Origin of the sequence: Ensifer adhaerens (assembly GCF_002940685.1) — a bacterium.
Taxonomy (GTDB): Bacteria; Pseudomonadota; Alphaproteobacteria; order Rhizobiales; family Rhizobiaceae; genus Ensifer; species Ensifer adhaerens_E.
The window spans coordinates 103803-122709 of sequence record NZ_PNFP01000009.1 but is presented as its reverse complement, the minus strand read 5'-3'; the positions used below and the strand labels follow the sequence as shown (position 1 = coordinate 122709).

Below are 18907 nucleotides of genomic sequence, written 5' to 3'. Positions count from 1 at the left end.
GTCAGAACAGGCGTTCGCGAACATAGATCGTGTCGCCGGCAAGAACCGCGTCGGTGATCGGCACCCGGCCGGTGATGATGCGGCCATTGATCTTGCGCGTGATGTCGGCGTTTGACTGGTTGGCGCGCGGGGAGAAGCCGCCGGCGACCGCGATCGCGTTCTGCACCGTCATGCCGGGCACGTAGGCGTATTGGCCGGCCTGGCCGACTTCGCCCATGATGAAGACGGAACGGTAGCGATCGACCTCGATCGTGACGTCAGGATCGCGCAGATAGCCTTGTTTCAGCTTGGCGGCGATCGTGCCCTCGAGTTCGGGCAGGGTCCTGCCGCGCGAGGCGACGGTGCCGATCAAGGGGAAGGCGACGTAGCCGGCCTGATCGACCGTGTAGGTGCCGCTGAGACCGGCCTGTTCAAAGACATTGATGCGCAGCCGGTCGCCGCTGTCGAGCCGGTAGGGCTGGATCGTGGCTTCGCTGAAGGCCTTGGGTGCGGGCTGGTAGCTCGTGCAGCCGCCGAGCAACATCGACAGCGCTGCCGCTGTGATCGCGAGACCCGTCTTGATAGCTGCGGTGGACATGCGGTTCATAGGCTCCGGAAACGACCAGCTTTTGTGACGTTATCGATCCGTTAGGGTTAATAGGCGGTAAACTCGCAGTAGAATTTTCGCGGGAGGCTGGCACCGCCACCGGTCCTATATCGTCCGTAGGTTGATCGCATTAACCCTTGCGTTACCATGTTCCTTTACGGTCCGGCGAGATTTGAAGGTTCGGAGCCAGGAGCATGTCGGGAAGCGGCGGCGCACAGCAGGATGTGGATATCGACCTCGGCGGCCTGTTTCGCGCCGTCTGGGATCGGCGCGTCAAGGTTTTGCTCGCCACCGCCGGTGTCGCGGCGCTTGCCTTCGGCGCCGCGAAGATGATCGCGCCGGATTATCAGAGCGAAACCCGCGTGCTCATCGAATCGCGCGAGCCGGAGTTCAGCGGCCCCAACCAGGCCTCGCAGGCCGGCGCCGACCGCGTCTTCGACGAATCCGGCATCCTCAGCCAGGTGCAGGTGCTCAAGTCGGCCGACCTCATCAAGCAGGTCGCCCGCAACATGAAGCTCTACGAGCTCAAGGAATTCGATCCGTCGTCGGCGCCCTCGGCGCTTTCGGATCTTCTCGTCATGCTCGGGCTCAAGAAGAACCCGCTGGAGATGCCGCCCGAGGAGAGGGTGCTCAAGGAATTCTCCGACAAACTGCAGGTCTATCAGGTGGAGAAGTCGCGGGTGATCGCGATCGGCTTCACCTCCAAGGATCGCCAGCTCGCGGCCGCCGTGCCCAACGAGATGGCGAAGGTCTTCCTGGCACTTCAGAGCGGCGCAAAGCTCGACACCAATTCCGAGGCGACGCGCTGGCTCGAGCCGGAGATCGCCAATCTGCGTGAGAAGGTGCGGGATGCCGAGGCGAAGGTGGCAGCCTATCGCGCCTCGTCCGACCTGTTGCCGACCGGCGAGACCACGAACTTTGCGACGCGGCAGCTGACGGACATTTCGACGGAGCTGACCCGGGTACGCGGCGAGCGCGCCAATGCCGAGGCGCGTGCCGCCGGCGTGCGTTCGGCGCTTGCGAGCGGCCGCGCGCCCGACACCATTGCCGACGTCGTCGGTTCCCAGATGATCCAGCGGTTGAAGGAGACCGAGGCCAATCTCCAGGCGCAGGTCGCCGATCTTTCGACGACCCTGCTCGATGGCCATCCACGCCTGAAGGCGCTGAAGTCGCAGCTCGAGGGCATTCGCGGCCAGATCAGCACGGAGACCCGCAAGATCCTGACGAGCCTCGAAAACGAGGCGAAGGTCGGCGAACTGCGCGAACAGCAGTTGACCCAGCAGCTGAATGCGCTGAAGGCGCAGTCGGCGCAGGCCGGCGAGGAAGAGGTGGGGCTGCGCGCGCTCGAGCGTGAAGCGACCGCGCAGCGGCAATTGCTGGAGACCTATCTCGCACGCTATCGCGAGGCGACATCGCGCACGGTCGAGAACGCGACACCGGCCGATGCGCGCGTCATTTCGAGTGCCGTGGTTCCAACCGGCGCGAGCTTTCCGAAGGTGCTGCCGATCACGATCGTTGCGGCGCTTGCCACATTCCTCTTGACCTGCGTCGCCATCATGCTTGGCGAGCTTTTCAGCGGACGGGCACTGCGGCCCGTCTCGGCAACGGGTGAGCGAACACCGGTCCGCCCGCGGCCGGCGCTTGCCGCGAGCGTCGCCGATCTGCCGCCGGTCGCGATGGCCGAGGCCTCGCCTGCGGTTTCGCCCGCCGTCGATGACGCGGTCGACCAGCCGCCGGCGGCGGACACATCACCGCTCGCGCAAGAGACAGGAGAGGCCGCCGAGGCGGATTTCTCGATCGAGGCCGTCGCCGAGCATCTGCGCGCCACCAATGTGCGCGTTGCGATTTCGGTATCGCCGGGCGGCGACGAGGGCTCCACCGCCACGGTGATGCTGGCGCGGTTGCTGGCCGAAGAGGAGTTGAAGGTCGTGCTGATCGACCTGACGGGTTCGGCCTGCCCGACACGCCTGATGGCACGCGCGCAGCAGCTTCCGGGGATCACCAACCTGCTCGCAGGGGAGGTGCCGTTCACGGACACGATCCACGCGGATCGTTTTTCCGACGCCCATATCATTCCTCAGGGCGATGCCGATCCGCGTCAGGCGATGCGCGGCATCGAGCGGCTGAAGATGATCATCGACGCCCTGACCAACGCCTATGATCTTGTCCTGCTCGAATGCGGCCCGGCTGACGAAATGGCTGTCGAGAAGATCGCCGGCCGCGATGGCGCGGAAATCATCCTGTCGGCGCCGTCGGTGAGCGACGAACGCATCGTCGAGGTGCTGACCAGTTTCGGTGCTGCCGGCTATCGCGACATCGTGCTGATGACGGGTCAGGTGCAATCGGATCCCGACTACCCGGACCGCGACGCTGCGTAAGCGGCGCCGGTCATCGGCCACCGCGCGCCCAGGGGGCGTGCCTTGAGACCGCGTGCTCAGTCTGCGCCGTTGACGAAGGTCTTGCCCTGCCTGCGCCGCCGCGTGCGCTGGATGCGGGCGTAAATCGCGCTGTTCGCCTTGATCATCCTTTTTGCCCGCACGACGAGATGATGCCGCAGGCTTGCGAGCCGGCCGGCGAGCGTCACCGGCAAGACGATATCGCGCAGCGGCGTTTCGATCGAGCACCAGGAACGCTTGTAGGGCTGGTCGCCGACGCCGAAGTCGAACAGGCGTACGCCTTCGGCCGACAGGCGCTCGATCATGCGGTAGAACAGCAATTCACCCGGACTGGCATCACCGGCCAGCGCCTCGTCGATCGATCCGAACTGGCAGATCACGTGATCCGCCTTGCGAGAAAGCCCGGCGACAGCGACGATCCGGCCGTCATGCTCGCCCCGGAGGCGAATGGCATTGAGTTCCATGAGATGCACGTCGTCGTCCACACGGGCGGCGAGCGCGTGGAAAAATGCCTGCGTTTCCGGGTCCCGGAAGACATCGGGAAGGCCGAGCGTCGCAAAGCGCTCCGCCTTCTGCCGAAAGAAGGTATCGAGCAGCGCGTGAGCCTCATCGCGGGTGCGGGCAATCACGTAGTCGTAGCCACCCATTTCCGCCAGACGGCGCTCGGACGTGCGCATCTTCTTGCGTCGGCGCTTGGCGTTGATCTGCGCCAGTGTGGGCTGAATGCTGCCAAGCAGCGGAAGCTGAAACGACGGGTTGGGATTTGCAACGCCTGGAAGCAGGGCGAACGGGTTGGGGGCGCCGCGCCAGTTGCCCGGCAGACGGTCGAGCATGACGATGTCGGCAAGACCACGCAGCGCGCCGCTAATCGCCCCGGCGAGCGCGTCGGCACGCGCGGGCGAGGTGATGACGCCCGAGGCGTTGTGCGCGAAGAGGCCGGTGTTGAGGTTGCTGTGCTCCGTGCCGATAAGGCGGGCCGTTCGAAACAGGCGCCCCTGCTTCACCTCGAGCGGCAGGATGAGGAGGAGTTCGCCGTCGAACGTAACCCGCAGCAGCGCCAGGTGGCTTGCGTGGTTCGCGGCCCAGGCGCGGCACCATTGATAGGCATGGTGCAGCGAGTTGCCGGAAAGGCCGTCGAGCATGCGCCACTCGGCTTCGAGCGGCTCCATGCTGGGGTGTAGGGAGACCTCGAAACGGCCTGCGGCCTCGGTCGGGCCTGCACGCAGGGACGCATGCGCGCGGCTATCGCCGGAGCCGTCCATGGTGATTTCCGAGTTCGTCATTGCGGCTGCCGTCCGGTCCTTGTTGCGGAGTGATTGAACCTCAAGCCCGCTACGATCGCTTTAATTCGGGAATACTTATGAAGCCGATTGGGAAGAACCGGCGAACGCGGTTAGCAAAGCGTGAAGCGAGGCATGTGAAGTGCTCGCAGATTTTAATCGAGAAAGCCCGTGGCCAATGCCTTTTCCCATTCCATGCGGTTGCGGCTGGCCGCAAGCCGAGACATCGCCATCCAGTCATAGGGGACGCTGCGGAAGGTGACGTGCCACCCGGAAACCGCCCGCTCGACGATGGCGTAGCGTGCGTCCGGCGAACCTGCCTCGACCCTGTGCGGCACCGGTTGGTCGTCGTCATAGCCGGGGCAGCCGACGCTGCCGGGATTGACGACGAGCCGGCCGTCGGAAAGCCGCACGGCGCGCTGGATATGGGTGTGTCCGCACAGGATAACCGGATAATCGATGCCGGCTGCTTTCGCCTCGATGGCCGAACGCTGCGCCATATGGACGGTGCCGTCGGCCGTCAATGCCTCCAGCCAGTAGGTTTCGTCGTTGGTCGGCGTCGCGTGGCACAGGAAGAACGTGTTTTCGTGGACGTGCGCGACGGGCAGGGTGGCGAGCCACTCACGATGCCGTGGCTGCAATTGATCGTAGGCTGTGCGATCCGACAGCGGCAGGTCGCGGGGATCGATCGTCACGAGATAACGATCGTGATTGCCCCGGATCGAGAGGATCTCCCGCTCGATGAGGATGTCGGCGGTACGCGCCGCATTGAGCGGACCGCTCAAGTGGTCGCCGAGATTGACGATGTCGGTGATGCCGAGCGCGCCAATGTCGGCGAGCACGGCCTCGAGTGCGAGATCGTTGCCATGGATATCAGCGATGACCGCAAGTTTCACGGGCGTCTCCTCGAATGGCTGCCGCGCTCAGGCTCAGCGGTCGCGCGCCGGCTTTTCCATCCATTTGATAATCAGCATCGCCGGCAAGATCCAGAGCAGCCCGGTGAAGAAGAAGTAGGCCAGATGCACGTACCAGGGGGCGGCACCGAGCAGCAGCGAGGCAAAGGTGACGGCGGCCAGTGCATAGACGACGACGAGGATGATGATCAGGATCGTGCCGATCAGCTTTCTGAGGCGTACGGGCATTTCATATCTTTCACAGGGACAAATGGACGCGGACGGCCGCGACCGCATGCCGCAAAGGTTTCGGCCTTGTTTTGCATGCCGCTCTGGTGCAAATCAACGGCTTTCCTGAAGGTGCGACCGTTGATCCGTCCGGTTGCGCCGCCGACAACCCTGCGACACCAGAGGGAACATGATGGCCGGCGTCGAATTGGCGACTGAACAAATGCTTCGAAACGAGATCGGCAAGACCGACCGCAATCGCCGGCAGATCCGCGGCTGGCTGGCCGTCGTGCTCTTTACGCTCTTTGCCCTGGTGCTCGTCGGCGGCGCGACGCGGCTGACGGAATCGGGCCTGTCGATCACCGAATGGAAGCCGATCCACGGCGTCATCCCGCCGCTTTCGGCCGCAGAGTGGGAAGAGGAGTTCCAGCTCTACCAGCGCATTCCGCAATACCAGCAGATGAACAACAGCATGACGGTGGAACAATTCAAGACCATCTTCTGGTGGGAATGGGCGCACCGGCTGCTGGCCCGCACCATCGGCTTGATCTTCGCCTTGCCGCTTGCCTATTTCTGGTTCACCGGGAAGGTCGAGCGCCGGCTGCGGATGCCGCTTCTCGGTATCCTCGCGCTTGGCGGTTTCCAGGGGTTCATCGGCTGGTGGATGGTTTCCTCGGGTCTCGTCGAGCGCACCGAGGTCAGCCAGTATCGGCTGGCGACGCATCTCGTCATCGCCTGTCTGATCTTTGCCGCCTGCATGTGGATTTTCCGCGGGCTGAGTTCTCATTCCAACGACACGGCGCCGACCGACCGCTCGCGCAAGATGGCTGCTATCATCGCCATCTTCAGCCTGTTCCAGATCTACCTCGGCGCGCTGGTCGCAGGTCTCGACGCCGGCTTCAGCTACAACACCTGGCCGCTGATGGATGGCGCGATCATCCCGCAGGACCTGTTCCTGCAGCAGCCCTGGTGGATCAACCTGTTCGAGAACCCGAAGACGGTGCAGTTCGTCCACCGCGTCGGCGCCTATGTGCTCTTCGCCTTCGCGCTGATGCACATGATCGCCTCGCTGCGGGCAGCGCCCGAGACCACCCATGCGCGGCGATCGGTGCTGCTGTTCCTGCTGATCAGCGTCCAGGCGGTGATCGGCATCACCACGCTGGTCTTGCAGGTGCCGATCGGCTGGGGCGTGGCGCACCAGGGCGGCGCGCTGGTCGTGCTCGGCTTCGCCATCGCCCACTGGCGCGGCTTCTACGGCGAGTATCCGCGGCCGACGGCGATCGCGTATCGGGACTGACATCAATCTGGATGCCGTCAACAGAAAGACCCCGGCGAGCGGCTCGCCGGGGTCTTTTGTTTTGCAACGCATTTGCCGATCAGGCAGACAGCATCAGGTCCATGTTCTGGACGGCTGCACCCGAGGCGCCCTTGCCGAGATTGTCGAGCAGGGCGACGAGGTTGACATGATTGCCGCCGCTGGTGCCGAAGACGAAGAGCTTCATCGTATCCTTGCCGGCAAGCTCGGTGGCGTCGATGCGCGCGAGCTTTTCACTTTCCGCAAGCGGCACGACCTCGACGATCGACTGGCCGGCATAGTGTGCGACGAGGGCGGCGTGGATCGTCTCGAGCGTTGCGCCGGCGGCGAGGTCTTCGAGATAGAGCGGCACCTGGACGATCATGCCCTGCGCGAACTTGCCGACCGAGGGGGCAAAGACCGGCGCGCGATCGAGCAGGCCGTGCATCTTCATTTCGGGCACGTGCTTGTGCTTGAGCGTCAGGCCGTAGAGGAAGTGCGGCGCGCTGATGTGCTCCGCATTGGTCTCGTCTTCCATCTGCGCGATCATCTGCTTGCCGCCGCCGGTATAGCCGGAAACCGCATTGACCGTGACCGGGTAACCGTCGGGCAGGATGCCGGCCTGGCGCAGCGGCCGGATCACGCCGATCGCGCCCGTCGGATAGCAGCCGGGGTTGGCGACATGGCGCGCGTCGCGGATCTTTGCCGGCTGCGCATTGTCCATTTCGGCAAAGCCATAGGCCCAGTCGGGCGCGATGCGGTGCGCGGTCGACGTGTCGATGATGCGGACCTTGTTGTTACCGGAAACCATCGAAACCGCCTCGCGCGAGGCGTCGTCCGGCAGGCACAGGATCGCGATGTCGGCCTCGTTCAGGAGATCTTCGCGCATCGCGGCGTTGCGTCGTTCCGCTTCCGGAATGGAAAGCAGTTCGAGATCGCTACGGCCGGCCATGCGGGTGCGGATCTGCAGGCCCGTGGTGCCGTGTTCGCCATCGATGAAGATCTTCGGTTTCATGATTTTCCCGTTCTGCCAGTGTCTTACGGATCGTTCCAGAATCAGTCTGGCATAGAATTGAATCAATTTCTCAACAGGCGGGCGGACCGCCGCCAGCCCCGTCAGTTCCTATACAAGCAGCTGCCCTTGGTCGCAACGGCAGCGCTCAATCTCAGCGCAGCGGCGCGCGCTCGGCAAGCTTTTCGGCGTGCAGCCCCAGCATGTACATGGCAACCGTCGCGCCGGCGATCGCGGTGACGTCCGCGTGGTCGTAGGCCGGCGCCACTTCGACGACATCGCTGCCGACGATTGTGAGCGCGCCGAGCTTGCGCAGCACCGAGAGGATCTTGGCGCTCGACGGACCACCGGCGACAGGTGTGCCGGTGCCAGGGGCGTAACCCGGGTCGAGGCAGTCGATATCGAAGGTAAGGTACGCCTTGCGCTCGCCGACTTGCCTTATGATCGTCTCGGCAATCTCGGCGGCGCTCATATCCTCGACGTCATAGCCATAGAGGATGCGGATGCCGCAATCGTCAGGCGCATGGGTGCGGATGCCGATCTGGATCGACGCGTCCGTGTCGATCAGGCCCTCGCGCGCCGCACGGCCGACGAAGGAGCCGTGGTCGATCCGCCCGCGCTCGTCCGGCCAGGTGTCCTGATGGGCGTCGAACTGAACGAGGGCGAGGGGGCCGTGGATGGCTGCCTGTGCCTTCAGGATCGGATAGGTGACGAAGTGGTCGCCACCGAGCGTCTGCAGATAGGCGCCGCTCTTCAGGATCTTCGCCGCCTCGCGCTCGATCGTTGCCGGCGTCTTCTGGTGATTGCCGTAGTCGAGCAGGCAGTCGCCATAGTCGATCGTCGCCATCTCCGCGAAGAGGTCGCGCTCGAACGGGTATTGCGGATCGTTGTCGAAGATCGCCGAAGCGCGGCGGATCGCCTGCGGCCCGAAACGGGCACCGGGGCGGTTCGAGGTGGCGGCGTCGAAGGGAATGCCCCAGACGACGGCGTCGACGCCTTTCAGTTGCTTGGAGTACTTTCGGCGCATGAAGGAGAGAATGCCGGCATGCGTCGGATCGGATGCCGCCGATGTGAGCGAGCGCGCCGTCAGCGCGTGATCGATTGTCCTGTTGGCCATGTCCCGCCTCTTGCCTGGGCGGATGTCGGCGCGATGGCCGGCCATTCCGCTCTCCCTCTCGTGGCGAGACGTTGGACAATCGTTGCCGGCAAGGCAAGGCCCTGCCGGCCAATTCTTCGGCAGTTACGAGGCCTTGGCCTCGTAGGTCGGGGCGAAGTCGCCGAGCGCCTTCGCTTCGGTGATGCGCGCGGCGATATCCTCTTCGATAATCGTTTCGAGCTGGGCGAAGCTGTCGATCACGTAATAGATCGGCTGGACGATATCGATGCGATAGGGTGTTCTGAGCACGGTCATCAGGTCGAACGGGCGAAACTCGATGCCTGATGTTTCCATGGCATTGCGTGTCTCGTTCGGCGAAGACACGATGCCGGCGCCATAGCAGCGGCGGCCCTTCGGCGTGTTGATGAGGCCGAACTCGACGGTGAACCAGAAGATCCGGAACATGTGCCAGGAATAGCCCTTGCCGAGCGAGACCGCCTTCTCGCCGAAGCGGCGCACGAAATTGGCGTAGCTCTGGTTGGTCAGGAGCGGGCAGTGGCCGAAGACTTCGTGAAAGATGTCGGGCTCTTCAATGTAGTCGATGTGCTCGCGACGGCGGATGAAGGTGGCCAGCGGAAACTTGCCCTGGGACAGAAGCTCGTAGAAACGGGACGGCGGAATGAGCGCCGGAACGCCTTCGACGCCAAAGCCGGTGGTTTCGGCAAGGCGCCGGTTGACGTCCTTCAACTGCGGCACGTGATCAGGGCCGAGATCGAGCGTCCTGGCACCTTCCAGATATTCGTCGCACGCCTTGTCGGCCAGAAGCCTCATCTGCCTCTGGTAAAGCTCTCCCCAGATCGCATCCTCTTCCGGGGTGTAGAGATAGGTACCGTCAGGCTCCGGCAGCCTGGCGGTGTATGTGCTTTCCTTGGTCATGACGTCTCCTCATTCGCCAGAACACTTCTCCTGTTGCAATTGTATCGCGGATGGAGCGAGTATTTGTTCCACAGTTGCCAGGTGGAGGCCTGCTGGCGGGAGGAAAATCCGAAATGCCGTCCGATATGAAAGAAAATCTTCAGCCGGTTCGAAGGCTGCTGCGGCTGATTCAGGCCGATAGCGGCCAGTCGCTCTCCGACCTCGCCGAGAAAGCCGGCATGTCGCAAAGCTCGGCCTGGCGACGGTTGCAGGAGCTGGAGGCCGAGGGCGTCATTCGCAAGCGGGTGGCGCTGCTCGATCCGACAAAGCTTGATCTGAAACTCTGCATCATCGCCCATGTGACGCTCGAGGATCACCACGACGAGGCGATTGCTGCCTTCTCGGCGGTCGTGCGTGACCGGCCGGAAATCATGGAATGCTATGCCCTATCCGGCACGTTCGATTACATGCTGAAGATCCGTGCCAACGACGTCGAGAGCTACGACGTCTTCATGACGCGCTACCTGATGCGCAACCCGCATGTGCGCACCGTGGTGTCGAGCTTCGTCCTGCGGGAGCTCAAGTCGACGACGGAGCTGCCGATCTAGAACCGGCCGAGGGATGGCAGGGAATTAGGAGCGCTCGAACCCGTATTGCCGTTCGATCTTTCCGACGCGCACCTGATAATCCTCGTACCAGCGCTCGCGGCCAAGCCGCTGGGCGGTCAGATGGCGGACGTCGCTTTTCCACGCGGCGATGCTTTCCTCGTCCGACCAGTAGGAATTGGTGATGCCGAAGCCGTCGGCGCCGCGCACGCTTTCAAGCCCGAGAAAGCCCGGTTGTTCGCGCGCGAGCCGTTCCATTTCCTCTCCCATGTTGCCGTAGCCATGGTCGCCGGCCGTTCGATGCGACGAGAAGGTGACGATGTAATAGGGCGGCTCAGGGGTCTTGGCGACGGATGGATTTGCCATGGGGGCCTCGGAAGATCGGCGTTGCGACGCTGTCGATTCGTGTGGGCACAATAACAAAAAAAGGCGGAGCATAGCCCCGCCTTTCCAAGTCGCAGTTTGGAAGCGATTAACGCTTCGAGAACTGGAACGAACGACGTGCCTTCGCACGGCCGTACTTCTTACGCTCGACCACGCGGCTGTCGCGGGTGAGGAAGCCACCACGCTTCAGGACCGAGCGCAGGCCCGGTTCGAAGTAGGTGAGTGCCTTGGAGATGCCGTGACGAACGGCACCGGCCTGGCCGGAAAGACCACCGCCAGCGACGGTCGCGTCGATGTCGAACTGGCCGTCACGGGCAGCTGCGACGATCGGCTGCTGCAGGATCATCTGCAGAACCGGACGGGCGAAGTAGTCCGAGTAGGGCTTGCCGTTGATGGTGATCTTGCCGGAACCCGGCTTGACCCATACGCGGGCGACAGCGTCCTTACGCTTGCCGGTCGCGTAGGAGCGACCCTGGGCGTCGACCTTCTTGACGTGAACCGGAGCAGCCGGTTCCGCGGTCGTGGCGATGTCCTTGAGAGCGGAAAGGTCAGCCATTATCAGGCGCTCCTTGTGTTCTTGCTGTTCAGCTTGGCGACGTCGAGGACGGTCGGCTGCTGTGCTTCATGCGGGTGGTTGGCGCCTGCGTATACGCGCAGGTTCTTCATCTGGCGACGGCCGAGCGGACCGCGCGGAACCATGCGCTCGACGGCCTTCTCGATGACGCGCTCCGGGAAGCGGCCTTCGATGATCTGGCGAGCGGTGCGCTCCTTGATGCCGCCGGGGTAGCCGGTGTGCCAGTAGTACTTCTTGTCGGTGTACTTCTTGCCCGTCAGAACTGCCTTCTCGGCGTTGATGACGATGACGTTGTCGCCGTCGTCAACATGCGGGGTGAAGGTAGCTTTGTGCTTGCCGCGCAGGCGGTTTGCGATGAGGGAAGCGAGGCGACCAACAACGAGGCCTTCGGCGTCGATGATGATCCACTTCTTCTCCACCTCTGCAGGCTTCTGAACGAAGGTTGCCATATCAAAACTCTTTCTTTGGACCCGAACGGCGAACCGTTGGGCGTTTCTTGTTGCTTGGTTTTGCCCGGTTTCCCGGACAAAAGAGAAAGCGGCCCTTTGGGGACCGCGATCTGCGGCAGCTTATACGCAAGCGCGAAACAAGCGTCAAGAACGCGAAATCTGCACGGTGGAAATAAAGATTAGTAAAAACAATATGTTAGTAGTGAGGTATTTTGTTACCACAAATTAGCGCGGCGGAATCGAGTAGGTCGCGGTTGCGTGCGCGACGAGATCGTCGTCGCCGACCTTGACGATCGACGCGTCGAGAACGGCGAGCCGCTTGCCGAGCTTGAGGATCCGGCAGGTGCATTCGAGCGGTTCCGGCTCAGGCTTGCGCAGGAAGTTGATGTTGAGGTTGGTGGTGACCGCGAGCGCGACCGGACCGATGTGCGCGATCAGCGCGATATAGGCGGAAACGTCGGCAAGGGCGAAGAGGGTGGGGCCCGAGACGGTACCGCCCGGGCGGACGTGCCGTTCGTTCGGATCGAGCCGCATGGTGGCAAAGCCCGGGCCGACCGCCGTGACGTGAAAGACCTTGCCGTCGGTGTGGACCTGCGGGAAATCCGTGTCGAGAAAGCGGTTGAGGTCGTCGACGGTCATGATCGGCGCGATGGTCATGCGATGCATCCTTCAATATGGCTGGCCGCCACCTGAAACCGGCAGGCGGTCGGACGCAAGGCGGAAAAAGGTCTAAGACGCAATGCGCCGACCAGTTCTCCGGTCACCTTGCGCCGCACGCCCGCCCGGCGTACCACCAAGCCAGTTCAAGTTTCAGGAGAAGACCATGGCCGATGTCGTATCGTTCAAGAAGGAAGAGCCGAATGGCCTGCTGCTGCGTGAACAGTCTGGACCCGTCTTGCGGCTGACGCTCAACAACCCGCCGGCCAATGTATTGTCGATCGCCATGATGGAGGCGCTGCACGCCGAGTTCGATGCGATTGCCGCCTCCAAAGACATCAAGGTCGTCGTACTCGCCGCGACGGGCAAGCTGTTTTCCGCCGGCCACGATCTCAAGGAAATGACGGCGCATCGTGGGGGCGACGATCGGGGCAGGGCCTTCTTCGAACGAACGATCCGCCTTGCCGCCGACCTGATGCTGAAGATCAATCGGCTGCCGCAGGCCGTCATCGCCGAAATCGACGGGCTCGCGACCGCGGCCGGCTGCCAACTGGTGGCGAGCTGCGACCTGGCGATCTGCACCGACAGCTCCACCTTCTGCACGCCGGGCGTCAATATCGGCCTCTTCTGCTCGACGCCGATGGTCGCTCTGACACGTGCCGCACACCGCAAGCAGGCGATGGAGATGCTCTTGACCGGCGAGACCATCGACGCCTCGACCGCCAAGGATTTCGGCCTCGTCAACCGCATCGTGCCGCAGCAATACCTGCGACAGGTGGTCGACAAGTACGCTGCCGTGATCGCCTCGAAGTCGCCGCAGGCGCTGAAGATCGGCAAGGAAGCCTTCTATCGCCAGGCGGAAATGAACATGCCGGAGGCCTATGAATACGCCGTCGGCGTCATGGTCGAGAACATGCTCGCGCGTGATGCCGAGGACGGTATCGGCGCATTCCTCGGCAAGCGCATGCCGGAATGGAAGGACGACTGAGGCTCAGGCGAGCTTCAATAGCAGCGCGCCGAGTGCGATCACGCAGGCAGCCGCGATGCGCCAGATGCTGACCGGCTCCTTGAGGAACACGACCGAGATCACCACGGCAAAGAGGATCGAGGTTTCGCGGAGCGCCGCGACGGTTGCGACCGGCGCCTTGGTCATGGCCCAGAGCGCCAGGCCATAGGCTCCGATCGAGCCAGCGCCGCCGATGAGGCCACGCCACCAGTTCTTGTAGACGTGGCGGGCGACCGGCTTGATGCCGCGGCGGGCAAAGGCCCAGGTGAACAATAGCACCGGCGGCAGCAACGCCATCCAAAGCGTATAGGAGATCGCGTTGCCCGAGACGCGCGCCCCGATACCGTCGACATAGGTGTAGCTGGCGATGACGCAGGCGTTGAGAAGGGCGAGCACGATCGCGTTCTTGCCGCCCTTCCTGGACTCGAAGGCGAGCGTCAGCACGCCGGCGGAGATCGTCAGGATGCCGAGCAACGTGCCGAAGGTGAGTTCTTCGCCGATCAGCGCGCCGCTGGTGGCCGCAACGATCAGCGGCGCGGTGCCGCGCATCAGCGGATAGACGAGGCCGATGTCGCCGGCGCGGTAGGAAGCGGCGACGAGCTGGAAATAGGCGAACTGGAACAGCGCCGAGACGAGGATATAGGGCCAGGCTTCCGGCTGAGGCAGCGGCAGGAAGGGGAGGAAGGGGATTGCCACGACCGCGGCCCCGAGCGCGATCATCGCCGCGTCGAGCGATTTTTCCGAGCCCGCCTTGACCAGTGCATTCCAGGTCGCGTGCAACAACGCCCCGAACAGGACGAGCGCAATGACTTCAACAGGCAAGATGAGACCTCGGAAAACGATGTGGCAGGCTTTGTGATGCTTGTCGCGCCGCACGGGCGCAAAAGCAACCGGAAAGTCTTGCGCAAGCGGCAATCTTTGACGGGGGACGAACGGGGCGCACGGTTGACTTGGCCGACCCCGCCATCATTATACGACCGTTTAACACGAACGGATCCGAAGCCGCAGATGAACCACGACGCTTACCCGGACTATTATCTCGCCGACATTTTGCGCGAGACCAAGACGATCGCCCTCGTCGGCGCTTCGCCCAATCCTGAGCGTCCGAGCCATCGGGTCATGGCGTTTCTGCTGCGTAAGGGCTACCGGGTGATCCCGATCAATCCCGGGCATGTCGGCAAGTCGATCCAGGGCCAGGCCGTGGTCGGCAGGCTGGCCGACATCAAGGAACCGATCGACATGGTCGATGTCTTCCGCGCCGCAGACGCCTTGCCGGCGCTCGTCGACGAGATTCTCGCGCTCGAGGCGCTGCCGAAGGCGATCTGGGGCCAGCTTTCCGTGCACCATGATGGGGCGGCGGCAAAAGCGGAGGCAGCCGGTATCAAGGTGGTCATGGACCGCTGTCCGGCGATCGAGTATCCGCGCCTGATCGGCTGACCCCGGCTGAGATCTGCTGACGTCTCCGCAACCGTCAGTTTCGAGAAAAACCTCTTTGACCGCGCGCCAAGGCTCTGGAATAGTGCCGCGGCTTCCGCCCAGATCCGCGGAAGTTCGCTCGCGGATACCGCGCAGATTCAAGGTGATAGAACGTTTCTGGCGCGCCAGCAGGCGGCCGCGTTTCGATCACGGGAGGGGTAGATGACGAAAGACAATCCAGGTTTCAACACGCTCGCAATCCATGCGGGGGCGCAGCCCGACCCGACCACGGGCGCGCGGGCGACGCCGATCTACCAGACGACGAGCTTCGTCTTCAACGACACCGACCATGCCGCGGCACTGTTCGGCCTCCAGCAGTTCGGCAACATCTATACCCGCATCATGAACCCGACCCAGGCGGTGCTGGAAGAGCGACTTGCGGCGCTCGAAGGCGGCACGGCGGCCGTCGCGGTCGCTTCGGGGCATGCCGCCCAGCTTCTCGTCTTCCACACGATGATGAGCCCGGGTGACAATTTCGTCGCCGCCAACCGGCTCTATGGCGGCTCGGTCAACCAGTTCGGCCACGCCTTCAAGTCCTTCGACTGGCAGGTCCGCTGGGCCGATCCTGCCGATCCGGCTTCCTTCGAGGCGAAGATCGACCGGCGCACCAAGGCGATCTTCATCGAGAGCCTCGCCAACCCCGGTGGCACCTTCGTCGACATTGCCGCCATTGCCGAGGTTGCCCGCAAGCACGATCTGCCGCTGATCGTCGACAACACCATGGCGACGCCCTACCTCTTGCGGCCGCTGGAGCATGGCGCCGACATCGTCGTGCACTCGCTGACGAAGTTCATCGGCGGCCACGGCAACTCCATGGGCGGCGTCATCGTCGATGGCGGCACCTTCGACTGGTCGAAGTCGGGCAAGTATCCGATGCTGTCGGAGCCGCGTCCGGAGTATGCGGGCGTCGTGCTGCACCAGACCTTCGGCAACATCGCCTTTGCCATCGCCGCGCGCGTTCTCGGCCTGCGTGACTTCGGCCCGGCGATCTCGCCCTTCAATGCCTTCATGCTGGCGACCGGCTCAGAGACCCTGCCGCTGCGCATGCAACGCCATTGCGACAACGCGCTTGCGGTCGCCAAGTGGTTGAAGACGAACGACAAGGTGTCGTGGGTCAACTATGCGGGCTTGGAGGACGATCCCAACCACGCCCTGCAGCAGCGCTATTCCCCGAAGGGAGCCGGTGCCGTCTTCACCTTCGGCCTCAAGGGCGGTTACGAGGCCGGCAAGCGCTTCGTCGAGGGGCTGGAAATGTTCTCGCACCTTGCCAACATCGGCGACACGCGCTCGCTCGTCATTCACCCGGCCTCGACCACCCATCGCCAGCTGACGCCCGAACAGCAGGTGGCGGCCGGTGCCGGTCCTGACGTCGTGCGTCTCTCGGTCGGCATCGAGGATGTCTCCGACATCATCGCCGATCTCGAACAGTCGCTGGCAAAGCTCTGAAACACTAGCCGCGAGGGGCGCTTCAGCGCGCCCTTCGCAAGGGTGCCACCATGACGAACATGCAGAAGTTCGATCTGTCGTCTCTCGAACCGGAAACCGGCACGCCCGCTGCGGATCGGCTGATCTCTGGGGCGCCACAGTTCCGGACCTGGAACCTCGAGGAAGCCGAAGGCGGCCTCTATGCCGGGGTCTGGGAATCGACGCCGGGCAAATGGCGGATCGTCTACGAGGAGTGGGAGTATTTCCACATCATCTCCGGCTATTCGATCGTCACGCAGGATGGCGGCGAGGCGGCGCATCTCAAAGCCGGCGACAGCATGATCCTGCGCCCCGGCTTCGAAGGCACCTGGGAAGTGGTGGAGACGACCCGCAAGGACTACGTGATCCGCCTGTGACCATACAGGCACCGGAGATTGCACGGTCTTCGGTGCTGGTCACCAGACGAGGTCGAGGCGCTCCAGCCCGTGGAAATGGAACGCGTCCTTCACCTCGGGCTCGTTCTTCAGCCGCACGTTCGGCAGTCGCTGAAACAGGATCGGCAGAGAGATGTTGAGCTCCAACCGGGCGAGCGGCGCGCCGATGCAGAAATGCAGGCCGGCGCCGAAGGAGACGTTGGTCCCTTCGTCGCGGGTCGGCCGGAAAGCTTGCGGATCGGTGAACTTCTTCGGATCCACGTTCGCCGCTCCGAGCAACAGGCCGATCTTGTCGCCCTTTCGCAGCGTGATGCCATCGTCAAGGTCGGTGTCCGACAAGGCGTAGCGCTGGAAAATATGCAGAGGCGCTGCGACGCGCAGGCATTCTTCCACCGCAAGCTCCGTCGCCCCAGGATTGGCGAACATCGCCGCGGCCGATAGCCCGGATTGCAGAATGGTCCTGACCGCATTGCCGATCTGATGCACCGTTGCCTCGTGCCCGGCGTTGAGGAGCAGGGCCGTTGTCGAGACCAATTCTGGCTCCGACAGCCGCTCGCCATCCTTTTCCGAGGTGATCATGTGTGTCAGCAAATCGTCGGCGGGCCTGCGGCGCTTCTCGGCGATGATCCCGCTAAGATAGCTGGCAAAATCGGCGCAGGCCTGGTTGGCGTCGAGTTCGGTCTCGAAGCTCGGATTAAAGACATACATCCGCACGATGCGGTGCGACCAGTCGAGAAGGTCGGGCGCCGCCTCGACGGGGATGCCGAGCATACGGGCGATGATCGTCACGGGAAGCGTTTCGGCAAAGGTCTTCAACAGTTCGACCTCGCCGTCGGCCTCAAAACCGTCGATCAGCGTATGCGACAGGCGCTCGATGTCCGGCCGCAGCTGCTCGATCTGCCTGGAGACGAAGGCCCGGTTGACCAGCGTGCGCAGCCGCGTGTGCGCCGGCGGCTCGAGTTCGAGCAGGGAATACGCCTCGAGCGCGTCGAAATCCTTCAGGTGCGGCTTCGGCGCCGGCAGGCCGAGCTCTTCGCGCGTGGCCACGTGCAGGATCTGCCGGCCAAAGCGCCTGTCGCGCAGCAGCGCGCTTACCTGATCGTAGCCCGCGAAATACCATTGCTGCCGCTCCTCCCAGAAGAAGGCCGGACACTGGGCGTGGATCTCGGCATAGGCCGCGATCGGTGCGCGAAAGAAGGCAGGATCGCGCGTATCGATTGAAACGCGCCTCTGGGCACCGTCGATTGAGATGGCAGGCATGGCAGGGCTCTTCGCAGCATTGGAACGGCCTCTATGTCTAAGGGTATCGCGGTTCGACCGGCAAGCGCAGATATCCGCCGCCACCGCGATCGGGACGTTGACAGCGCGAGCCTTGGCGGTCACTCTCCCGTTGCTGCGTAGGGCGCATCGGCTTGAGGCTGAAAGGGCGACGCCCGCCTACGGAAGACAAACCGTAGCTGCGCCCATGCCCAACCTCGAAAACCTGAAGAAGCAGGCGAAACAGTACCTCAAATGGCATCGCGACCGGTACCATCCGGTCGCCGCCGAAATCAGGGCTGCCTTGCCACGCTTCCGCGATCTTGATGACGACGCCATTCTCAAGGCGGAGTTCAAGCTCGCCGACGCGCAGGAACTCATCGCGCGCCAATCCGGTTTCGACAGTTGGCAGGCGCTCAGATCAGGAGCCCTGACAATGACCATGAAAGCCAATCCGACCGCGTCGCGGCCGGTCCTGCAATCGACGGCCGCGCAGCTGTTCGTTGCCGACATCAAGGCCTCTTGCGACTTCTACACCGAGAAGCTCGGCTTTGCCGTCGACTTCGTCTACGGCGATCCGCCCTTCTATGGCCAGGTGATCCGGGACAGCGCCAGGCTTGCCTTGCGTCTCGTGTGCGAACCGGTCTTCGTCGGCGACATCCGGCAGCGCGAAGACTTGCTGTCGGCCGCCATCGCCCTCGATACAGCCAGCGATATCAAGCAATTGTTCCTTGCCTACCAGACGGCCGGCGTGCGCTTTCATCAGCCATTGCGCACGGAACCCTGGGGCGCGCGTACGTTCATCGTGCTCGATCCCGACGGGAATCTGATCCTGTTCGCCGGGCCGGCAGACTGAGGGGGAAAGCAACGATGCGGCATGGCACCGCCGATGCGGCGCCATGCCGCGCTTGCGAACAACTTGTCCATACCGCTCTTTTTC

Annotated in this window: 21 protein-coding genes; 8 read left to right on the top strand and 13 right to left on the bottom strand. The window is 63.4% G+C overall.

What is annotated here, in order from left to right; translation table 11 throughout:
• Window position 1: 1 nt before the first annotated feature.
• Entirely contained in the window at window positions 2-577 is a 576-nt protein-coding gene (locus C1A35_RS18565; RefSeq protein WP_104665905.1) for a polysaccharide biosynthesis/export family protein, read from the bottom strand.
• A gap of 203 nt (window positions 578-780) precedes the next feature.
• Between C1A35_RS18565 and C1A35_RS18560 the strand changes: the two genes are divergently transcribed.
• On the top strand, window positions 781-2964 hold the full coding sequence (locus C1A35_RS18560; protein WP_104665740.1) for a GumC family protein: 2184 nt from the start codon (window positions 781-783) through the stop codon (window positions 2962-2964).
• 56 nt (window positions 2965-3020) lie between these two features.
• Here the strand turns inward: C1A35_RS18560 and C1A35_RS18555 are convergent, their stop codons facing one another.
• The 3 genes from C1A35_RS18555 to C1A35_RS18545 form a co-directional block, all read right to left on the bottom strand.
• Window positions 3021-4265: a GNAT family N-acetyltransferase gene (locus C1A35_RS18555; RefSeq protein WP_104665739.1), complete on the bottom strand. Its 1245-nt coding sequence runs from the start codon at window positions 4263-4265 to the stop codon at window positions 3021-3023.
• Between the two features lie 152 nt (window positions 4266-4417).
• On the bottom strand, window positions 4418-5158 hold the full coding sequence (locus C1A35_RS18550) for a metallophosphoesterase family protein (protein ID WP_104665738.1): 741 nt from the start codon (window positions 5156-5158) through the stop codon (window positions 4418-4420).
• Between the two features lie 33 nt (window positions 5159-5191).
• On the bottom strand, window positions 5192-5404 hold the full coding sequence (locus C1A35_RS18545; RefSeq protein ID WP_043611500.1) for a DUF2842 domain-containing protein: 213 nt from the start codon (window positions 5402-5404) through the stop codon (window positions 5192-5194).
• Between the two features lie 172 nt (window positions 5405-5576).
• On the opposite strand from C1A35_RS18545, the gene C1A35_RS18540 reads away from it, so the two are divergent.
• Entirely contained in the window at window positions 5577-6680 is a 1104-nt protein-coding gene (locus C1A35_RS18540) for a COX15/CtaA family protein (protein WP_104665737.1), read from the top strand.
• A 79-nt stretch (window positions 6681-6759) separates the two neighbouring features.
• Here C1A35_RS18540 and argC read toward each other — a convergent pair whose 3' ends face one another.
• From argC to C1A35_RS18525, 3 genes are all read right to left on the bottom strand, one after another.
• Window positions 6760-7692 carry an N-acetyl-gamma-glutamyl-phosphate reductase gene (gene argC, locus C1A35_RS18535; protein WP_104665736.1) on the bottom strand — a complete coding sequence of 311 codons (933 nt, stop codon included), beginning with the start codon at window positions 7690-7692 and terminating at the stop codon, window positions 6760-6762.
• A 151-nt stretch (window positions 7693-7843) separates the two neighbouring features.
• A complete protein-coding gene (gene speB, locus C1A35_RS18530) occupies window positions 7844-8806 on the bottom strand; it encodes an agmatinase (RefSeq protein ID WP_104665904.1) in 963 nt (320 codons plus the stop codon).
• A gap of 123 nt (window positions 8807-8929) precedes the next feature.
• Window positions 8930-9721: a phenylalanine 4-monooxygenase gene (locus C1A35_RS18525; protein ID WP_104665735.1), complete on the bottom strand. Its 792-nt coding sequence runs from the start codon at window positions 9719-9721 to the stop codon at window positions 8930-8932.
• 125 nt (window positions 9722-9846) lie between these two features.
• On the opposite strand from C1A35_RS18525, the gene C1A35_RS18520 reads away from it, so the two are divergent.
• Window positions 9847-10308 (top strand): Lrp/AsnC family transcriptional regulator, encoded by a 462-nt coding sequence (locus C1A35_RS18520; protein WP_104665903.1) that lies wholly within the window; start codon window positions 9847-9849, stop codon window positions 10306-10308.
• Between the two features lie 24 nt (window positions 10309-10332).
• Here C1A35_RS18520 and C1A35_RS18515 read toward each other — a convergent pair whose 3' ends face one another.
• The 4 genes from C1A35_RS18515 to C1A35_RS18500 all read right to left on the bottom strand — a co-directional run bounded on the left by C1A35_RS18515 (window position 10333) and on the right by C1A35_RS18500 (window position 12369).
• Window positions 10333-10671, bottom strand: a complete 339-nt coding sequence (locus C1A35_RS18515; RefSeq protein WP_104665734.1) for an antibiotic biosynthesis monooxygenase family protein — start codon at window positions 10669-10671, stop codon at window positions 10333-10335.
• A 106-nt stretch (window positions 10672-10777) separates the two neighbouring features.
• Window positions 10778-11245, bottom strand: coding sequence for a 30S ribosomal protein S9 (gene rpsI, locus C1A35_RS18510; protein ID WP_077961598.1), 468 nt, complete (start codon window positions 11243-11245; stop codon window positions 10778-10780).
• 2 nt (window positions 11246-11247) lie between these two features.
• Complete coding sequence (rplM, locus tag C1A35_RS18505; protein ID WP_077961597.1) at window positions 11248-11712, bottom strand: 50S ribosomal protein L13; 465 nt, start codon at window positions 11710-11712, stop codon at window positions 11248-11250.
• Window positions 11713-11937: 225 nt separating this feature from the next.
• Complete coding sequence (locus C1A35_RS18500; protein ID WP_104665733.1) at window positions 11938-12369, bottom strand: PaaI family thioesterase; 432 nt, start codon at window positions 12367-12369, stop codon at window positions 11938-11940.
• Between the two features lie 166 nt (window positions 12370-12535).
• Between C1A35_RS18500 and C1A35_RS18495 the strand changes: the two genes are divergently transcribed.
• Complete coding sequence (locus tag C1A35_RS18495; protein WP_104665732.1) at window positions 12536-13357, top strand: enoyl-CoA hydratase; 822 nt, start codon at window positions 12536-12538, stop codon at window positions 13355-13357.
• A gap of 3 nt (window positions 13358-13360) precedes the next feature.
• Here the strand turns inward: C1A35_RS18495 and C1A35_RS18490 are convergent, their stop codons facing one another.
• Entirely contained in the window at window positions 13361-14197 is an 837-nt protein-coding gene (locus tag C1A35_RS18490) for a DMT family transporter (protein WP_104665902.1), read from the bottom strand.
• A gap of 186 nt (window positions 14198-14383) precedes the next feature.
• On the opposite strand from C1A35_RS18490, the gene C1A35_RS18485 reads away from it, so the two are divergent.
• From C1A35_RS18485 to C1A35_RS18475, 3 genes are all read left to right on the top strand, one after another.
• Window positions 14384-14812, top strand: coding sequence for a CoA-binding protein (locus tag C1A35_RS18485; protein ID WP_104665731.1), 429 nt, complete (start codon window positions 14384-14386; stop codon window positions 14810-14812).
• 201 nt (window positions 14813-15013) lie between these two features.
• A complete protein-coding gene (locus C1A35_RS18480; RefSeq protein ID WP_104665730.1) occupies window positions 15014-16297 on the top strand; it encodes an O-acetylhomoserine aminocarboxypropyltransferase in 1284 nt (427 codons plus the stop codon).
• 50 nt (window positions 16298-16347) lie between these two features.
• A complete protein-coding gene (locus C1A35_RS18475; RefSeq protein ID WP_104665729.1) occupies window positions 16348-16692 on the top strand; it encodes a cupin domain-containing protein in 345 nt (114 codons plus the stop codon).
• 39 nt (window positions 16693-16731) lie between these two features.
• On the opposite strand, the gene C1A35_RS18470 is transcribed toward C1A35_RS18475, so the two are convergent.
• Entirely contained in the window at window positions 16732-17970 is a 1239-nt protein-coding gene (locus C1A35_RS18470) for a cytochrome P450 (protein WP_104665728.1), read from the bottom strand.
• A gap of 205 nt (window positions 17971-18175) precedes the next feature.
• Here C1A35_RS18470 and C1A35_RS18465 point away from each other — a divergent pair, with 205 nt between their 5' ends.
• Window positions 18176-18823, top strand: coding sequence for a VOC family protein (locus C1A35_RS18465; RefSeq protein WP_104665727.1), 648 nt, complete (start codon window positions 18176-18178; stop codon window positions 18821-18823).
• Window positions 18824-18907 lie beyond the last annotated feature (84 nt).

Bases quoted from the DNA above. Each gene is read 5' to 3' on its own strand.
- C1A35_RS18520 (WP_104665903.1), top strand. From the start codon at position 9,847: ATGAAAGAAAATCTTCAGCCGGTTCGAAGGCTGCTGCGGCTGATTCAG.
- C1A35_RS18470 (WP_104665728.1), bottom strand. From the start codon at position 17,970: ATGCCTGCCATCTCAATCGACGGTGCCCAGAGGCGCGTTTCAATCGAT.
- C1A35_RS18565 (WP_104665905.1), bottom strand. From the start codon at position 577: ATGTCCACCGCAGCTATCAAGACGGGTCTCGCGATCACAGCGGCAGCG.
- C1A35_RS18515 (WP_104665734.1), bottom strand. From the start codon at position 10,671: ATGGCAAATCCATCCGTCGCCAAGACCCCTGAGCCGCCCTATTACATC.
- argC (WP_104665736.1), bottom strand. From the start codon at position 7,692: ATGAAACCGAAGATCTTCATCGATGGCGAACACGGCACCACGGGCCTG.
- C1A35_RS18480 (WP_104665730.1), top strand. From the start codon at position 15,014: ATGACGAAAGACAATCCAGGTTTCAACACGCTCGCAATCCATGCGGGG.
- C1A35_RS18500 (WP_104665733.1), bottom strand. From the start codon at position 12,369: ATGACCATCGCGCCGATCATGACCGTCGACGACCTCAACCGCTTTCTC.
- rplM (WP_077961597.1), bottom strand. From the start codon at position 11,712: ATGGCAACCTTCGTTCAGAAGCCTGCAGAGGTGGAGAAGAAGTGGATC.
- C1A35_RS18545 (WP_043611500.1), bottom strand. From the start codon at position 5,404: ATGCCCGTACGCCTCAGAAAGCTGATCGGCACGATCCTGATCATCATC.
- C1A35_RS18465 (WP_104665727.1), top strand. From the start codon at position 18,176: ATGCCCAACCTCGAAAACCTGAAGAAGCAGGCGAAACAGTACCTCAAA.
- C1A35_RS18475 (WP_104665729.1), top strand. From the start codon at position 16,348: ATGACGAACATGCAGAAGTTCGATCTGTCGTCTCTCGAACCGGAAACC.
- speB (WP_104665904.1), bottom strand. From the start codon at position 8,806: ATGGCCAACAGGACAATCGATCACGCGCTGACGGCGCGCTCGCTCACA.
- C1A35_RS18540 (WP_104665737.1), top strand. From the start codon at position 5,577: ATGGCCGGCGTCGAATTGGCGACTGAACAAATGCTTCGAAACGAGATC.
- C1A35_RS18485 (WP_104665731.1), top strand. From the start codon at position 14,384: ATGAACCACGACGCTTACCCGGACTATTATCTCGCCGACATTTTGCGC.
- C1A35_RS18555 (WP_104665739.1), bottom strand. From the start codon at position 4,265: ATGACGAACTCGGAAATCACCATGGACGGCTCCGGCGATAGCCGCGCG.
- C1A35_RS18495 (WP_104665732.1), top strand. From the start codon at position 12,536: ATGGCCGATGTCGTATCGTTCAAGAAGGAAGAGCCGAATGGCCTGCTG.
- C1A35_RS18560 (WP_104665740.1), top strand. From the start codon at position 781: ATGTCGGGAAGCGGCGGCGCACAGCAGGATGTGGATATCGACCTCGGC.
- rpsI (WP_077961598.1), bottom strand. From the start codon at position 11,245: ATGGCTGACCTTTCCGCTCTCAAGGACATCGCCACGACCGCGGAACCG.
- C1A35_RS18525 (WP_104665735.1), bottom strand. From the start codon at position 9,721: ATGACCAAGGAAAGCACATACACCGCCAGGCTGCCGGAGCCTGACGGT.